Origin of the sequence: Streptomyces sp. OZ13 (genome assembly GCF_052068155.1) — a bacterium.
GTDB lineage: Bacteria > Actinomycetota > Actinomycetes > Streptomycetales > Streptomycetaceae > Streptomyces.
Map to the genome: position 1 here is coordinate 202,910 of NZ_JBQHCZ010000008.1, position 15,442 is coordinate 218,351.

General features: G+C 68.0%; 11 protein-coding genes. 5 read left to right on the top strand and 6 right to left on the bottom strand.

Going from position 1 to position 15,442, the window contains the following annotated elements:
• Positions 1-37 precede the first annotated feature (37 nt).
• Entirely contained in the window at positions 38-961 is a 924-nt protein-coding gene (locus ACTMTU_RS20080; protein ID WP_441264868.1) for an FG-GAP repeat domain-containing protein, read from the bottom strand.
• 150 nt (positions 962-1,111) lie between these two features.
• Positions 1,112-4,885: a GH92 family glycosyl hydrolase gene (locus ACTMTU_RS20085; protein ID WP_441264954.1), complete on the bottom strand. Its 3,774-nt coding sequence runs from the start codon at positions 4,883-4,885 to the stop codon at positions 1,112-1,114.
• 574 nt (positions 4,886-5,459) lie between these two features.
• On the opposite strand from ACTMTU_RS20085, the gene ngcE reads away from it, so the two are divergent.
• From ngcE to ACTMTU_RS20100, 3 genes are read left to right on the top strand one after another with little or no spacing between them, the layout of a single operon-like run.
• The gene (gene ngcE, locus ACTMTU_RS20090; protein ID WP_441264869.1) at positions 5,460-6,902 is read left to right on the top strand and encodes an N-acetylglucosamine/diacetylchitobiose ABC transporter substrate-binding protein; all 1,443 of its coding nucleotides are present in this window, start codon (positions 5,460-5,462) and stop codon (positions 6,900-6,902) included.
• Between the two features lie 42 nt (positions 6,903-6,944).
• The gene (locus ACTMTU_RS20095; protein ID WP_441264870.1) at positions 6,945-7,868 is read left to right on the top strand and encodes a carbohydrate ABC transporter permease; all 924 of its coding nucleotides are present in this window, start codon (positions 6,945-6,947) and stop codon (positions 7,866-7,868) included.
• An 11-nt stretch (positions 7,869-7,879) separates the two neighbouring features.
• Complete coding sequence (locus ACTMTU_RS20100; protein WP_441264871.1) at positions 7,880-8,803, top strand: carbohydrate ABC transporter permease; 924 nt, start codon at positions 7,880-7,882, stop codon at positions 8,801-8,803.
• Between the two features lie 146 nt (positions 8,804-8,949).
• Here ACTMTU_RS20100 and ACTMTU_RS20105 read toward each other — a convergent pair whose 3' ends face one another.
• The 4 genes from ACTMTU_RS20105 to ACTMTU_RS20120 form a co-directional block, all read right to left on the bottom strand.
• Entirely contained in the window at positions 8,950-10,251 is a 1,302-nt protein-coding gene (locus ACTMTU_RS20105) for an MFS transporter (protein ID WP_441264872.1), read from the bottom strand.
• Entirely contained in the window at positions 10,248-11,261 is a 1,014-nt protein-coding gene (locus ACTMTU_RS20110; protein WP_441264873.1) for a hypothetical protein, read from the bottom strand. Before ACTMTU_RS20110 ends, ACTMTU_RS20105 begins: the two co-directional genes overlap by 4 nt.
• A complete protein-coding gene (locus ACTMTU_RS20115) occupies positions 11,258-11,725 on the bottom strand; it encodes a hypothetical protein (RefSeq protein ID WP_441264874.1) in 468 nt (155 codons plus the stop codon). The genes ACTMTU_RS20110 and ACTMTU_RS20115 overlap by 4 nt, the downstream gene beginning before the upstream one ends.
• Positions 11,726-11,857: 132 nt before the next feature.
• A complete protein-coding gene (locus ACTMTU_RS20120) occupies positions 11,858-12,079 on the bottom strand; it encodes a hypothetical protein (RefSeq protein WP_441264875.1) in 222 nt (73 codons plus the stop codon).
• 841 nt (positions 12,080-12,920) lie between these two features.
• On the opposite strand from ACTMTU_RS20120, the gene ACTMTU_RS20125 reads away from it, so the two are divergent.
• Both ACTMTU_RS20125 and ACTMTU_RS20130 read left to right on the top strand, forming a co-directional pair.
• On the top strand, positions 12,921-14,120 hold the full coding sequence (locus ACTMTU_RS20125; protein WP_441264876.1) for an ROK family transcriptional regulator: 1,200 nt from the start codon (positions 12,921-12,923) through the stop codon (positions 14,118-14,120).
• 122 nt (positions 14,121-14,242) lie between these two features.
• Positions 14,243-15,355 (top strand): substrate-binding domain-containing protein, encoded by a 1,113-nt coding sequence (locus tag ACTMTU_RS20130; RefSeq protein ID WP_441264877.1) that lies wholly within the window; start codon positions 14,243-14,245, stop codon positions 15,353-15,355.
• The last annotated feature ends 87 nt before the right edge of the window (positions 15,356-15,442 follow it).

Here is a 15,442-nt window from a genome sequence, read left to right on the forward strand (position 1 = left end):
GGCGCGGCCCGGTTGTGCTGTGGCGTGTCGCCGCGGATCAGAACAGCAGGCGGTAGGTGTTCCACCCGCCGGTGCCGATCGTGACGCGCCCCTGGTACGGGGCAGCGGCGCTGCCGGTGCCCGAGTAGCGGTACAGCTTGCCCGTGGTGTCGCGGGCGATCAGGTCGGTGAGGCCGTCCAGATCGATGTCGCCGACGGAAACGATGTTGTTGAACATGTTCCAGCCGGCGCCGATCTTGGTGCGGGCCTGGAAGGGCGCCTTGTAGTTGCCCGTGCCCTTGTAGAGCCACAGCACGCCCGAGCCGTCGCGCGCGACGATGTCGGCCCTGCCGTCACCGGTCAGGTCGCCCTTGCCGGTGATCTGGTTGTAGATGTTCCAGCCGGAGCCGACCTTGGTGCGGCTGGTGAGCTTGCCGTCGCCGTAGCCGAGGTAGATCCACAGGACGCCGGAGCTGTCCCGCGCGATCACGTCGTCGGCCGCGGCGCCGCCGAGGTTGCTCGGCGAGAGCATCTTGTTGTAGATGCCCCAGCCGCTGCCCAGGAGAACCGGGTCCGAGCCGAACTCGGTCCAGTGCATCTGACCGTTGGTGATGTCCCAGATGCCGTCGGCGCTGCCGTCGGCGTCACGGTCGGCCTGGGTGATGTGCTTGCTGGCCTGCCAGCCGTAGCCGACGAGCTCCCGGCTCTCGAGACCGCCCGCGCCGTTCGGCGGGTAGCCGTACATGTCGCCGCCGCTGTCGATGCCGTACAGCGCATTGACGGGGGCGTCGGCCGCGGCCTGGGCGCCGAAGGCCCCGGCCTTCGGCGCGGACTGCTGGATGCCGGTCGCCGCCTTGGCAGCGTCCTGCGGGCCGTCGGCCGCCACCGCGCTGGTGGTCGTGCCGACGAGGGCGGCGGTTATCGCCGCAACGGTGGCGCGGGAGACGAGCCCCGTGCTCTTGAGGCCAGAGAATTTGGCCACGTAGTTGCTCCCCGATCGAAGTGGTCATGACCTGCCGCGCCTCAAGAGGCACGGCAGGTCACTGTTTCCACAGGATCGTTGCACACGATCTTTACATGTCAACTCGATTGCATCTGAGTCGACTTGGGTACCAGGATTTGCCCCGTTTCGTCACTCGAGGAGTTCCACCTCCGCGAGCGTCGCCTCGCTGTCGGAGACCAGTCGGTAGTGCTCGTACGAGCCCGGTTCGGCCACGCCGAAGACGCGGGTCTGCCTGTCCCAGCCGAAGGACTCGCCCGACCGCTTGTCGAGATCCGTCCACGACTGCCCGTCGGCCGAACCCTGCAGCACCCAGCCCGTCGGCGCCTTGTCCTTCGCCGCGGAGGTGAGCGTGTACTGCACCGCGCGGGTCCCGGACGTCACCGGGAGGTCCACCGAGGTGAACGCGGACGTGGTCGCCGAGGTGTTGTCGAACAGTGGGCCGCCGGCCGGGATCACGTCGTGCCGCGGCGCGGGCCTGTCGTCGTCCTGCGTGATGGAGACGGGGGCCGCGTCCTTCCCGGTGCCCCACGCGGACGGCTTCGGGCCCATCGCGAACTCGATCTCGCCGCCCTCGGCGATCGCCTCGTGCGGCAGGGCCGTGGAGTTCCACTTCTTGCCGTTGACCTTCAGGCCCTGCACGTAGATGTTCTTCGCGCTGTTCTTCGGGGCCTTCACGACCAGTTCGCGGCCGTTCTCCAGGTGCACGGTCGCCTTGGTGAACAGCGGCGAACCGATGGCGTACTCCCCGGATCCCATCACCAGCGGGTAGAAGCCGAGCGCGGAGAAGAGGTACCAGGCCGACTGCTCGCCGTTGTCCTCGTCACCGTGGTAGCCCTGCCCGATCTCGCTGCCGGTGTAGAGGCGGGAGAGGACCTCACGGACCTTCTCCTGGGTCTTCCACGGCTGGGAGGCCGCGTTGTACATGTACGTGGCGTGGTGGGCGACCTGGTTGGAGTGGCCGTACATGCCCATCCGCACATCGCGCGCCTCGGTCATCTCGTGGATGACGGAACCGTACGACCCGACGAACTCGGGCGACGCCGTCTCCGGCGTGGCGAAGTAGGCGTCGAGCTTCTCACCGAGGCCCGAGCGGCCGCCGTACAGGTTCGCCAGGCCGCGCGAGTCCTGCGGAGCGGTGAATGCGTAGCCCCAGCCGTTGGTCTCCGTGTAGTCGTAGCCCCACACGCGCGGGTCGTACTTGGAGCTCTCCACCCGCCAGTCGCCCTTCAGGTTCCGGCCCTGGAAGAAGCCGGCCTCGGAGTCGAAGAGGGTGACGTAGTTGCGGGCCCGGTTCCGGAAGTACTCCGACTCCTCCTTGTAGCGGGCCTTCTTCGTCTTCTTGTAGAGGGCCTCGCCCATCTCGGCGATGCCGTAGTCGTTGAGGTAGCCCTCCAGCGACCAGGACAGGCCCTCGTGGGTGGAGGTGGAGGCGTAGCCGAGGAACGGCGAGGTCTCCATGCCCTTGCGGCCCACGCCGGAGGCCGGCGGGACGACGGTCGCGTTCTTCAGCGCCGCTTCGTAGGCGGCCTCGGCGTCGAAGTCGACACCCTTGACGTACGCGTCGGCGAACGCCACGTCGGAGCTGGTGCCGGTCATCAGGTCCGCGTATCCGGGGGAGGACCAGCGGGAGATCCAGCCGCCGTCCTTGTACTGCTGGACGAAGCCGTCGACCAGCTCTCCCGCCTTCTTCGGGGTGAGGAAGGAGTAGGCCGGCCAGGTCGTGCGGTAGGTGTCCCAGAAGCCGTTGTTGACGTAGACCTTCCCGTCGACGATCTTCGCGCCGGTGCGGGTCGGGGTGTCGGGGCCGGTCATCGGCGAGAACGGGCTCGCGTACCGGTACTCCGGGCGCTTCTTGGTGCCGGTGTTCTCGAAGCCCGAGTTCGGGTAGAGGTAGAGCCGGTACAGGCTGGAGTAGAGCGTGACCAGCTGGTCGCGGGTGGCGCCCTCGACCTCGACCTTGCCGAGGATGTCGTCCCAGGCGTCCTGCGCCCGGTCCTTCACCCGCTCGAACCGGGTACCGGCCGGGATCTCGTCGGCGAGGTTCTTCTTCGCCTGGTCCACGCTGATCAGCGAGGTCGCGATCCGCAGGTTGACGGTGCGGTCGTCGCCGGCGTCGAAGCGGAGCCGGCCGGTGACGCCCTCGGAGGCCGAGTCGGTGACCGGCGCGTCGAAGACGCCGTACACGAACAGCCGTGTGGCGCCCGTGGAGAGGCCGCTCTTGACGTCCGAGAAGCCGGTGAAGGAGCGGTTCGCGGCGTCGAGAGTGAGGCCGCCCTCCTTGGTGACGTTGTCGAATATGACGCTCGCGTCGTCACCGGGGTAGGTGAAGCGCATCATCGCCGCGTGGTCGGTCGGCGCCATCTCGGCCTTGAGGCCGTTCTCGAAGGTGACACCGTAGTAGTGCGGCCTTGCGGTCTCCTTCTCGTGCCGGAAGGGCAGAGCCCTGGCCGTGCGCGAGGTGTCGGGGGCGCCCTCGGCCGCCGACGGCATCACCTGGAAGGTCTGCCGGTCGCCCATCCAGGGGCTGGGCTCGTGGCTGGTGCTGAAGGCCTGGACGGTGGGCAGGTTGTCCGCGTTGTTGCCGCGGGCGTACTCGTACAGCCAGCTCTTCGACTCCGAGTTGGTGACCGGGGTCCAGAAGTTGAAGCCGTGGGGGACGGCGGTGGCGGGGAAGGTGTTGCCCCGGGAGAAGGAGCCGCTGGAGTTGGTGCCGCGGGTGGTGGATGCGTAGTCCGAGAGATGCTCGAGCCGCTTCTCGGGCGCCTTGGGCACGAGGGCCACGTCGTCGATCCAGCCCTGGAACTTCGCCGGGCCCTTGGGGGAGTCGTAGGCCACCAGGATCCGGTCGACGGTCTTGCCGGCCGCGACGGTGCCGATGCCGGAGGCGACGGCGTTCCACTGGTTGACGTACAGGCGCTTCGCGGCGCCCTGGCCCGCGGGCGTGAGGAGCCCGCCGTGCGAGTCCGTGGCGCCCAGATCGCTCAGGTAGGTGCCGTCGGTGAAGGCGAGATCCACCGACACGTTCGTGGCGGGGTAGTTCAGGTCCGTCTCCGCCATGGCGGGGAAGACCTTGTACGACAGCTCGGTGTCGCGGCGCACGGCGACATCGACGTCGAAGACCTTGTTGTACGAGTAGGCCCTGCCGTCCGGCTTGTGGGTGCCGGCGTACTTCAGGGCGCGCTTGCCGGTGAAGCCGGCGCCGGCCTTCGCGGTGGGGGAGCCGCTGGGGCCGCGGTCGACCTGGCTGCGCATGTCGTCGGGGACGGGGGCGCTGGTGTCGCCGTTGGAGAACTGCACGTCCGCCAGCTGGGTGATGTCGGACGCGCCGTTGTTCTTGGTGATCTCCAGGCGGTAGTGGGCGTAGGCCGTCACCTCGGAGGGGGCGCCGATGTCGAAGGTCCTGGTCTGGAAGCGCTCGGCGAACGTCTCACCGGAGCGGCTGTCCAGGACCGTCCAGTTCTCCCCGTCGGCGGACCCCTTCAGCGTCCAGTCCCTGGGGTCGCGTGCGGCGAAGTCGTTGGCGGACGTCAGGGCGTAGGTGGAGAGCTTGACCGGCTCTTCCGTGTCGAACTCGATCCAGGCGGTCGGCTCGAACGCCAGCCACTTGCTGCTCGGCAGCAGGTCGACCAGATTCTCCTTGGTCTCGCCGCCGCCGGTGTTCTCGGCGCTGGCCCGCAGCTCGATCACCTTGTCGGTGACATTGCCCGGTATTCCGCTGGAGAAGCCGCCGTCGACACCCGATGACCGCTTCTTTCCGTCGGTGCCCACTTCAACGGTATTACGCCAGTCCGGCTGGGCTTCGTCCGATTCGAAGGACGATCTGAATTCCCGGCCCGGGGAGGTGGATTGCCCGGGTTCCGTGGGCAGGGCGATGGCGGCGGAAGGAGCCGTCAACACCAGCATGGAAGCGGTCACCACGAGGGTGACCGGATTGATCTTTCTGGGCCGGGGTCTGTTTCTGGGCTGCATCCCGGGTCTTCCTCCAGAGGAAGTCGCGTTTGGACAACGTTGTCAGGCGCGAGGCGCAGGCTCCAGTAGGGAGGCAAGTGTCCTACGGTGTCAAGGGTGTTGGCGGGACGTGCCGGTCGGAATCGGACGATCCGTTAAGAATGCTGCGGTCGTAAGGGTGTTTTCGGGTCCCATGTGTCCGCGAGGTCTCAACTCGGGAAAGATGGGCGCCCAACCTTGCATTTGATCTTGCTCACTCGGCGGGAAGTGGACTATACCTGTCGGCGTCCGCACAGCCGTTTCGTACGGCAGCGGACCAGGGGGGACGGGGGCGGCGGACACGTGCGGAGCACGCGACCGCCGGCGGCAGCTACTCCGTTCCCGCTGTCAGCCGCACGATCCGAGCTTCACTGAGTTTCCCTTCGGGAAAACACAGCAACTGACCGCGGTGGCGGGGCCCTTCGCCTGAGGCGAGAAGGACGGGCGACCGGTACACCGCCTGAGTCCTGGAGAAGGCGAGGACTTGAGCATGGGATCCACCTCCGCCCACAACGAGGGCGTCGGCCGTCGCAACCTGATCAAGCGTTCGGCCGCGCTCGGCCTGCTCACGATTCCGACGATGAGCTTCCTGTCCGCCTGCGCCACCGGCGGTGGCGGCACCGACAAGGAGACCAAGGCCCCCGGGGGCGAGAAGTCCGAGAAGAACCCGCTCGGTGTGAAGCAGGGCACCCCGCTCGAGGCCTTCATCTTCAAGGGCGGTCTCGGCGACCAGTACGCCAAGGACGCGGAGGCCGACTACAAGGCCACCTACGGCGCCGAGATCAAGCACACCGGCACCCAGCAGGTCGGCCCCAAGCTCACCCCGCGCTTCGCGGGCGGCAACCCGCCGGACGTCATCGACAACTCCGGCGCCGACCACCTCAACATGAACCAGCTCTCCACCCAGGGCCAGCTCCAGGACCTGACCGTGCTGCTGGACGCCGCCTCGATGGACGACCCGGCCAAGAAGGTCAGGGACACCATCCACCCGAGCACCATCGAGAAGGGCAAGCACGGCGACAAGTTCGACGTGCTCTACTACGCCTTCACCATCTACGGCACCTGGTACTCCCAGAAGCTGCTCGACGACAAGGGCTGGGCCTACCCCAAGTCCCTCGACGAGATGGTCACGCTCTGCGGCGAGATCAAGAAGGCCGGCATCGCCCCCTGGACGTACCCGGGCAAGTATCCGTACTACGTCCACTTCAACCTCTTCGCCCAGATCGCCAAGATCGGCGGCATGGAGAAGTGGATCGAGATCGACAACCTGGAGCCGAACGCCTGGACCTCCAACGACGCGGTCAAGGAGGTCGTCGAGCACTACGAGGAGCTCGCGGCCAAGAAGTACTTCCTCGAGGGCAGCCAGGGCCTGACCCACATCCAGTCGCAGACCGCCTGGAACAAGGGCAAGGCCGTCTTCCTCCCGAACGGCTCCTGGGTCGAGAACGAGTCCGCCCCCACCACGCCGAAGGACTTCGGCATGGCGGTCGGCGCGCTGTTCGACGGCACGGGCGACAAGATGCCGCACGGCACCCTGCGCGGCGAGCCGAGCGAGCCGTACATCGTCGCCTCCAAGGGCAAGAACCCGGCCGGCGGCATGGAGCTGCTGCGCATCATGCTCTCCAAGAAGCACGCGCAGAACTTCGCCACCAAGGTCAAGTCCCTGACCTGCGTCATGGACGCCACCGAGGGCATGAGCCTCTCTCCGGGCCTGGCCTCGGCCAGCAAGGTCTTCAAGGAGGCCGGCGACAACCTGATCAGCCTCCAGCTGCAGGAGTGGTACCCGGCGCTGACCGATGAGAAGATCGGCGGCCTCACGGGGCAGCTGCTCACCGGCGAGCTGAAGGCCGCCGACTGGATCAAGAAGACCCAGGCGGAGGCCGACAAGGTCGCCAAGGACGACTCGGTGACCAAGTTCAAGCGCAGCGCCTGACCGATCAGTTCGGCTTTCGAGGGAAGGGCCGGGAAGCAAACAGTGCAACACGGCAAATACCGATTCATCGTGGGCTTCCTGGCCCTGCCTCTGATCGTTTATGCGATCTTCGTCATCTCGCCGTTCGTCCAGGCCTTCCAGATCTCCATGACGAACTGGTCCGGCCTGGTGGGAACCGCCGAATTCATCGGCCTGGAGAACTTCCAGCGGCTCTGGGAGAGCAGCGACTTCTGGAACGCGCTGCGCCACAACGTCTACATGCTGGCGCTCGTCCCGGTGGTCACACTCGGCCTCGGCCTCTTCTTCGCCTTCATGCTGAACGTCGGCGGCAAACGCCGGAAGAACGAAGTCATCACCGGCGTCGGCGGATCGAAGATGTACAAATTCGTCTTCTTCTTCCCGCAGGTCATCTCCGTCACCATCATCGCGGTCATCTGGTTCAACATCTACAACCCCGACCCCGACGACGGAATGCTGAACTCCTTCCTGGGAGCCGTCGGCCTCGACGGTCTGCAGAATTCCTGGCTCGGCGAGAAGAGCCTCGCGCTCTGGTGCATCAGCGCCGTCATGGTCTGGGGACACGTCGGCTTCTACGTGGTCCTGTTCTCCGCGGCGATGGCCTCCATCCCCCGGGACATCTACGAAGCGGCACTGCTGGACGGCGCCAGCCGCTTCCACACCTTCTTCCGGATCACGCTCCCGCTGCTGTGGGACACCGTCCAGACCGGCTGGGTGTACATGGGCATCATCGCGCTGGACGCCTTCGCCCTGGTCCAGATCATGTCGGTGAACATGGGCGGACCGGACGGCGCGACGGACGTCATGCCGCTCCGGCTGTATCTGACGGCCTTCCGCGACAGCCAGTTCGGCTATGCCTCCGCCATGGGCGTCGCGATGCTCATTGTCACGATGACCTTCGCAGTGCTCACCATGCGCTTCGCGCGGCGTGAGCGGATCGAGTACTAGGGGTAGGGCGGATGACGACCGAAGAGATCGAAACGGTGGCCAAGCAGGACGCCCCTGCCACGGCCGACCGCACCCCCGAACCGGCGAAACGGAAGTCCTCCGAGGGCGGGATCCTCAACGTCTTCTCCCACGGCATCCTCATCGTGTGGGGCCTGATGGTGGGCGTGCCGCTGCTCTGGGTGGCCTGGAGCGCCTTCAAGGACAGCAACGGGATCCTCACCGACCCGTGGGGCCTGCCGACGGTCCTCCACTGGGAGAACTGGTCCAACGCGTGGGAGGACGCGAACATGGGCCAGTACTTCATCAACACCGCCATCATCGTGGGCGGTTCGGTGATCGGCACGATGGTCCTCGGATCCATGGCCGCGTACGTGCTGGCCCGCTTCGAGTTCCCCGGGAACCGGTTCATCTACTACCTGTTCGTGGCCGGCATGTCCTTCCCGGTCTTCATGCTGGTGATCCCGCTGTTCTTCGTCATGCGGGACTTCCCCGGCAGCTCGCTGCTGGCCACCTACCACGGGCTGATCCTGGTCTACATCGCCTACTCGCTGCCGTTCACCGTCTTCTTCATGACGGCGTTCTTCCGCACGCTCCCGGCGTCGGTGGGCGAGGCGGCGCTGATCGACGGCGCGTCGCACAGCCGGACGTTCTTCCAGGTGATGCTCCCCATGGCCAAGCCCGGCCTGATCAGCATCGGCATCTTCAACTTCCTGGGCCAGTGGAACCAGTACCTGCTGCCGATGGTCCTCAACCAGCAGGAGGACAAGTACGTCCTCACCCAGGGCCTGGCGATGATCGCGCTCCAGCAGGGCTACGAGAACGACTGGGGCGCGCTGATGGCCGGCATGATGATCGCGATGCTCCCGGTGCTGGTGGTCTACGCGATCTTCCAACGCCAGGTCCAGTCGGGCCTGACGGCGGGCGCGCTGAAGTAACGCCATCCACATGGGCGCACGCGCCCGAGAGCGTGTGCGGTCGGGCCCGATCGCGGTGCCGATACGCCGCCGGGGCGGGCCCGTCCTGTTTACCTTCAACGCGCTCCGACGGAAGAACCGCCAGGTTCTTCCGTCGGAGCGCGTTTTCACCGTCCCGCCATTGCCGCGGCGGTGCCGGCCGGCTCCGCGAGCCGACGCAGGGGCGAGGTGAGGAGCAGGACGAGTCCGGCGGCCGCCTCCCCGCACGCGGCCACGAAGAGCAACACACCCAGCCCGGTGACGCTCGCCCCGGCGTCGCCGGCGAACGCCTGGTCGCCGAGGAAGCCCCCGAGGAAGACTGCCAGCGGGTAGGGGCCCTGGCCGAGCAGCCGCCGGGCTCCGAAGACCGAGGCCTGGATCTCGGGGCGGACGCGTTCCTGCCAGATCGCGGTGAGTGGCGCGTTGGTGAGCTGGTTGGCGGCGTTGCGGACGACCGCCGCCACCGCCCAGAGCGCCGGCAGAGCGGTCAGGACGAGTCCGATCCGGCCGACCACGGCGCCGGCCACCACCGAGCCTCCGATCAGCCGCCGCCGGTCGAACCGGTGGCCGAGGACGGCGACCAGCGAGGAGCCGACCAGCAGCCCCGCCGATCCGGCGACGCTGTACAGGGCGAGGTTCCAGTGGCCCGCATCGCTGGAGGAGGCGGCCACGACGTATGCCGTGGCCGTCGCCGCGCCCATGGCGTTGAAGAAGTTGACGCCCGCGAAGCTCAGTTGCAGAAAGCGCAGGTCCGGGCTCTTCCAGATGATGCGCAGGCCGGCCGCCGCGCCCTTGAAGGGCCGCAGCGGCTGCTTGCCGCCGGCCGGGCGGCCGTTCCACCGCACCGAGCAGGCGAGGACGGCGCTGATGACGAAGGTGCCGGCGTCGACGGCGAAGACGACGGCGGGCTCCGCGAGCGCGTAGACGGCGGCGCCGACCAGTGGGCCGACGAGGGTGGGGATGTTCTCGAGGAACGAGGTCACGCCGTTGACCCGGGTGAGGTCGGTCTCCGCCCTCAGCTGTCTGACTGACGCCGCCATGGTGACGGACAGCGCGGAGTTCAGCGTCCCGGCGACGAACACCAGGGCCACGACGAGGGGAAGCGCGCCCGCGGCGCCCAGGTGCGCGACCCACGCGAGGGCCAGAGAGGTGATCGCCAGGGCGACGTCGCAGAACACCACGACCGTGCGGCGCGGAAAATGGTCGGAGACGGCTCCCGCGAGAGGCGCCAGGTAGATGCCGCCGACCAGGGTGGCAGCGGTCACCATCGCGAGCGCCGAGGCGCTCCCCGTCGTGGAGTAGATGGTGAGGGACAGCGCGAAAGAGGCCGCGCTGGACCCGAGCAGGGAGATCAGCTGCCCGCCCCACAGCATGGCGAAGACTCCGTTCCCCGCTCCGGGGCCATGTGTCGCAGGCGAGGAAGAGGTCATGACTCCAGAGCTCTCGTGCCGGCGTACGTCGCGAGCAGCGAGCTCATCACCTGGCTCCGGATCTCCGCCGCCGCGACGAGCCGGCCCACGAACAGCGCCCCCTCACTGGTGAAATGCACGATGTTCTCGGCCAGCGCCTGGCACAGGCTGTCCAGCGCGCCGACGGATTCGGCGGACGCGGCGGCGACGGTCGTGCGCTCCGCCTCGGTCAGGGACGGGTCGGTCAGCTCGTGGTAGCGCCACTGCAGCAGGTGGCAGTAGACGGCGGCCGCGTGCAGGACGCGGTCGATCTCCCAGGCGCGATTCCTGTCCTCCGACGCCGTCCGACGCCAGTAGATGGGAATCTTCGGGCTCGTGTCGGAGCTGTAGTCCGGAGTCATGATGCCGTGGACCAGCAGTTGGTGGTTCACCGCCTGATGGACGGCCTCGTGATAGAGGTTCTCGGCCGCCAGACGGGCCGAGGGCTCGGGGTGGATGCTCACCGGGGGAATGTGCACGAAGACCCTCGGCGACAAGAAGACGCAAAGCGGGAAGTCGGGCAGCGAGCAGGAGGTGAGCAGCCGGCGCCCGCCCGGGTCGCGTGTCTCGGCGAGCGCGAAAGTGGTGACGTAGGTGGTGACGAGCTCGAGGGCCCATGGCCGGCTCGCGATGTGCTCGAGTGCGGAGACGATGCCGCTCCTCAGCGCTTCGTCGGGCCGCGCGATGCGATGTCCGGAGAGGCCTACCTGTTCGTCGAGGTCTCCGGAGGCGTCGCTCGGGGTGAGCCACCAGAAGTCCCGTCCGGCGGCCCTGAACCGTTCCGTGCGGCCGAAGGCGGGGGTGGTGCCGGGGGGCCGACCGAGGAGGACGTCGTGCAGCAGGAGCGGGAGCGCCCCCTCGTCGGCGGCGAGAGCCGGATCCCCGGCCATGGTGCGGGCGACACCGGCCCGGTCCCCGGCGCGTACCCCCGGGTCGAAGAGGGAGACGTGACCCGTTCGGGTGCCGCGGGTCTCCATCACCGTGTGCGTCATTGCCAGCTCCTCGGTGAGACGCCCACATCGGTGGAGCGGTAGTCGCCGAGCCGCTCGAGCTTCTGGATCGGGCGGAGCGCTCCGGGGACCAGCTCGTCGAGGCGCGTGACCAGTGCCTCCAGCTTCTCGCGGTATGTAAGTTCGTCGCCGGGCACCAGCTCGTCCAGGCGGCGGCGAATCTCGTACAGCTTCGACCTGGCCGAACGGCGGTGGGCGGTGATCAGCTGAGAGTTCGGCACGACCCGGGCGAGGCGCTCCAGCCGCTCGTTGGGGCTGAGCGACGGGTCGGGCATCAAGGTGAGCAGACGGACCGACAGGTCGGTCAGCTCCTTGACGACGTCCAGGAAGTCGTCCCCGAACGCCACCCGGTAGTCCTCGTCCTTGAACGGGTTGACGCGCTCGTTGTCGTCGTCCGGCAGAAGCGGATCGTAGACGAGATCCAGGTGAATCGGCCCGATGCCCATGGCGTTCCTTTCCGGGGACCGTCGAACGATGTCGTGGAAACGCAATGCGTGGGGTCCGCGCTCGGCGGGCCCCGTGCGCACGCCTTGTTGACCGCCGTGCCGGCGCCCGTGGAGGCGCCGACACGGCCCGTCTTACCGCGGGTCAGGGACGGAGTGGTCCAGGCGCCGCGTGAGGCGGGTGACGTCCGGGACGGAGTGGTCCAGGCGCCGCGTGAGGCGGGTGACGTCCGGGACGGAGTGGTCCAGGCGCCGCGTGAGGTGCGTGACGGGGGTGACGTTCTTCGCGCCCGTGGAGGCAGCCGCGCCGGGCAGCTGGGGGGAGTTCGACTCGTGGGTGTTCTGGTCGGATGCCATGCGTTTCCCCTGTCGTGAGATGCGAACCGGATTGCGGGACGCGGATCGGGTCCCCGGCTTCCTCGACGGCTTCCCTTTCCGCGTTCAAGAAGCTAGACAGGACTTCTGGAACACCGGCCGAGACTTCCTCGCGTTCCGCTGGAGGCGCGGCTCGTGTGCCGCCTGTCCGACGAAGTGTCAGGCGGGCGAACGTCCTGCCGGGCGACAGCGCCACCCGGGTCGCAGTGCCCGAGGGCCTGCGGTCGACCCTGTCCGTCCCGGGCCGCGTAAATCCCCGAGCCGGCGGCCGCAGAGCAGCAGCGCTGCCCGTTCTGCGACTTCCGCCTCCACCTCGATGGCCCGCACCTGCACCTGGCAGTTCGCACCCCCACCGACGCCAACGCCACGACCGCGGTCGCCGCACCCCCGGGCCGGCCCGGGGCGAGCTCCAGGACCGCCGCCACAGACCGGGCCACGCTCGCATCGCGGACCGGCCCCCGCCGAGACCGCCGGGGCGGCGCCTGGTCGGGTCCGGACCTGCCTCAGCGACACCGCTGCGTGGGCGACCGGCCGCGCCCGCGACCGGTCGGGCCCCGGCCGTACCGGGACCGCCGCGCCCGCGACCGGCCGCGCCCGCCCCATCGGCGGCGGACCGTCACGTTGCGTGGAAGTGCCCTCACCCAACGCAGTCCCGCCCCGCCCGTGCTCATCAGAGGTTGCCCCCGCTCAAGGTCTTGACGGGATAAGCCCCAAAAGGTTGAGCTTAGGGTTCATAAGTTGGAGAGACGCCGGGGTCGCGACACACGCCCCCGGCCGGGGGCGGTCGTCGCGCCGCCCACCGGGGGCAGGAGTGGATGAGTCAATGGAGACTCCGGGATCGCAGACATCTCTGCACCGGGCCAACCTCGAGCGTGTCGTGCGTGCCGTACGCATGGCGGGTTCGCTGACGCAGGCGGAGATCGCGAGGAGCACCGGCCTCTCCGCGGCCACCGTCTCCAACATCGTCCGTGAGCTCAAGGACGGCGGCACGGTAGAGGTGACGCCGACCTCGGCCGGCGGCCGCAGGGCCCGCAGCGTCTCCCTCAGCGGCGACGCCGGCATCGTGATCGGCGTGGACTTCGGCCATACGCATCTGCGCGTGGCCATCGGCAACCTCGCTCATCAGGTTCTGGCGGAAGAGGCGGAGCCGCTCGATGTGGACGCCTCGTCCGCGGAGGGCTTCGACAGGGCGGAGGCGCTGGTCAACCGGTTGGTGGAGGCCACCGGGATCGGTCTCGGCAAGGTGATCGGCGTGGGGCTCGGCGTGCCGGGTCCCATCGACGTGGAGTCGGGCACGCTGGGTTCGACGGCGATCCTGCCGGGCTGGACCGGCATCAATCCGAGTGACGAGCTCTCGGCCCGGCTGGGTGTGCCGGTGTACGTCGACAACGACGCGAACCTGGGCGCGCTCGGCGAGATGGTGTGGGGCAGCGGCCGGGGCGTGAAGGACCTCGCGTACATCAAGGTGGCGAGCGGTGTCGGCGCGGGCCTGGTGATAGACGGCCAGATCTACAGGGGTCCGGGCGGTACCGCCGGCGAGATCGGGCACATCACGCTGGACGAGTCGGGCCCGGTGTGCCGTTGCGGCAACCGCGGTTGCCTGGAGACCTTCACGGCGGCCCGGTACGTTCTGCCGCTGCTCCAGTCGAGTCACGGGGCGGAGCTGACCATGGAGCGCGTCGTTCAGCTGGCGCGGGAGGGTGATCCGGGCTGCCGTCGTGTGGTGGGGGACGTGGGCCGCCACATCGGCAGTGGTGTCGCCAACCTGTGCAACCTCCTAAATCCGAGCCGGGTGGTGCTGGGAGGGGATTTGGCGGAGGCTGGAGAGTTGGTACTGGGACCCATTCGTGAGTCCGTCTCCCGCTACGCCATTCCGAGTGCGGCGAGGCAGCTCTCGGTGGCTCCCGGGGCCTTGGGCGGGCGTGCCGAAGTGCTGGGCGCGCTTGCCCTCGTGCTCAGCGAAATGGGTGATTCGACCCTTCTGGACAGTGCGTTGCCGGTCGGGGCACCCGCCTTCACTTAGATAACGAATGGCACCGTTGTCATCTCGTTAAGGATTTACTCCTTGACGCTGACCACGGGGCCGAGTTGACTTCCAGCCACCTCGGCCGCAGCGACGCGGCCTCGTCAGGGAGGTTTCTTATCGTGAACGCACATCTGCGTCGTGCCGCCGTTGCTGTCGCTGCCTCTGCGATGGCCGTATCGCTCGCCGCCTGTGGCCAGGCCGGTGACTCGGGCGAGAGCGCCGAAGAGTCGCGCGCCAAGAAGGGCGACGACATCACGATCGGCCTGCTCCTTCCGGAGAACCAGACCGCTCGCTACGAGAAGTTCGACAAGCCGCTCATCGAGAAGAAGATCAGCGAGCTGACGAACGGCAAGGCGAAGGTCGTCTACGCCAACGCCAAGCAGGACGCCACGCTGCAGACGCAGCAGGTGGACACCATGATCACCAACAAGGTCGACGCGCTCATCGTGGACGCGGTGGACTCCAAGGCCATCGCCGGCGGCGTGAAGAAGGCCAAGGACGCCGGTATCCCCGTCGTCGCCTTCGACCGTCTCGCCGAGGGCCCGATCGACGCCTACACCTCCTTCGACAACGAAGAGGTCGGCCGGGTGCAGGGCAAGGCGCTGCTGGAGGCCCTGGGCGACAAGGCCAAGGACGGCCAGATCGTCATGATGAACGGCTCCGTCACCGACCCGAACGCCGCGCTGTTCAAGAAGGGTGCCCACGCCGAGCTCGACGGCAAGGTGAACGTCGGCAAGGAGTACGACACCAAGGAGTGGAAGCCGGAGAACGCCAACGCCAACATGGAGGCCGCGATCTCGTCCCTCGGCAAGGACAAGATCATCGGCGTCTACTCCGCGAACGACGGCATGGCGGGCGGCATCATCACCGCCCTCAAGTCCGGCGGCTTCACCAAGCTCCCGCCGGTCACCGGTCAGGACGCCGAGCTTGCCGGTGTCCAGCGCATCGTCGCCGGTGAGCAGTTCATGAGCGTCTACAAGCCGTACGCGCCGGAGGCCTCCGCCGCCGCCGAGATGGCCGTGGCGCTCGCCAAGGGCGAGTCGCTCGACGCGATCGCCAAGGAGAAGGTCGACAGCCCCTCCCAGAAGGGCATCCCGTCGGTCCTCGTCCCGGTCGTGTCGCTGACCAAGGACAACATCAAGGACACCGTCGTCAAGGACGGCGTCTACACGGTGAACGAGATCTGCACCCCGAAGTTCAAGGCCGCGTGTGACCAGCTCGGCCTGAAGTAAGGCCGCACGCCGGAGCCCGGTCCCCCCGGTGCTTCGGCCTCTGCCCGGGCGCACGCGTCCCGCAGAAACCTTCCGGTGCCCCGCCCC

Bases quoted from the DNA above. Each gene is read 5' to 3' on its own strand.
- ACTMTU_RS20085 (WP_441264954.1), bottom strand. From the start codon at position 4,885: ATGCTGGTGTTGACGGCTCCTTCCGCCGCCATCGCCCTGCCCACGGAA.
- ngcE (WP_441264869.1), top strand. From the start codon at position 5,460: ATGGGATCCACCTCCGCCCACAACGAGGGCGTCGGCCGTCGCAACCTG.
- ACTMTU_RS20100 (WP_441264871.1), top strand. From the start codon at position 7,880: ATGACGACCGAAGAGATCGAAACGGTGGCCAAGCAGGACGCCCCTGCC.
- ACTMTU_RS20105 (WP_441264872.1), bottom strand. From the start codon at position 10,251: ATGACCTCTTCCTCGCCTGCGACACATGGCCCCGGAGCGGGGAACGGA.
- ACTMTU_RS20110 (WP_441264873.1), bottom strand. From the start codon at position 11,261: ATGACGCACACGGTGATGGAGACCCGCGGCACCCGAACGGGTCACGTC.
- ACTMTU_RS20115 (WP_441264874.1), bottom strand. From the start codon at position 11,725: ATGGGCATCGGGCCGATTCACCTGGATCTCGTCTACGATCCGCTTCTG.
- ACTMTU_RS20120 (WP_441264875.1), bottom strand. From the start codon at position 12,079: ATGGCATCCGACCAGAACACCCACGAGTCGAACTCCCCCCAGCTGCCC.
- ACTMTU_RS20125 (WP_441264876.1), top strand. From the start codon at position 12,921: ATGGAGACTCCGGGATCGCAGACATCTCTGCACCGGGCCAACCTCGAG.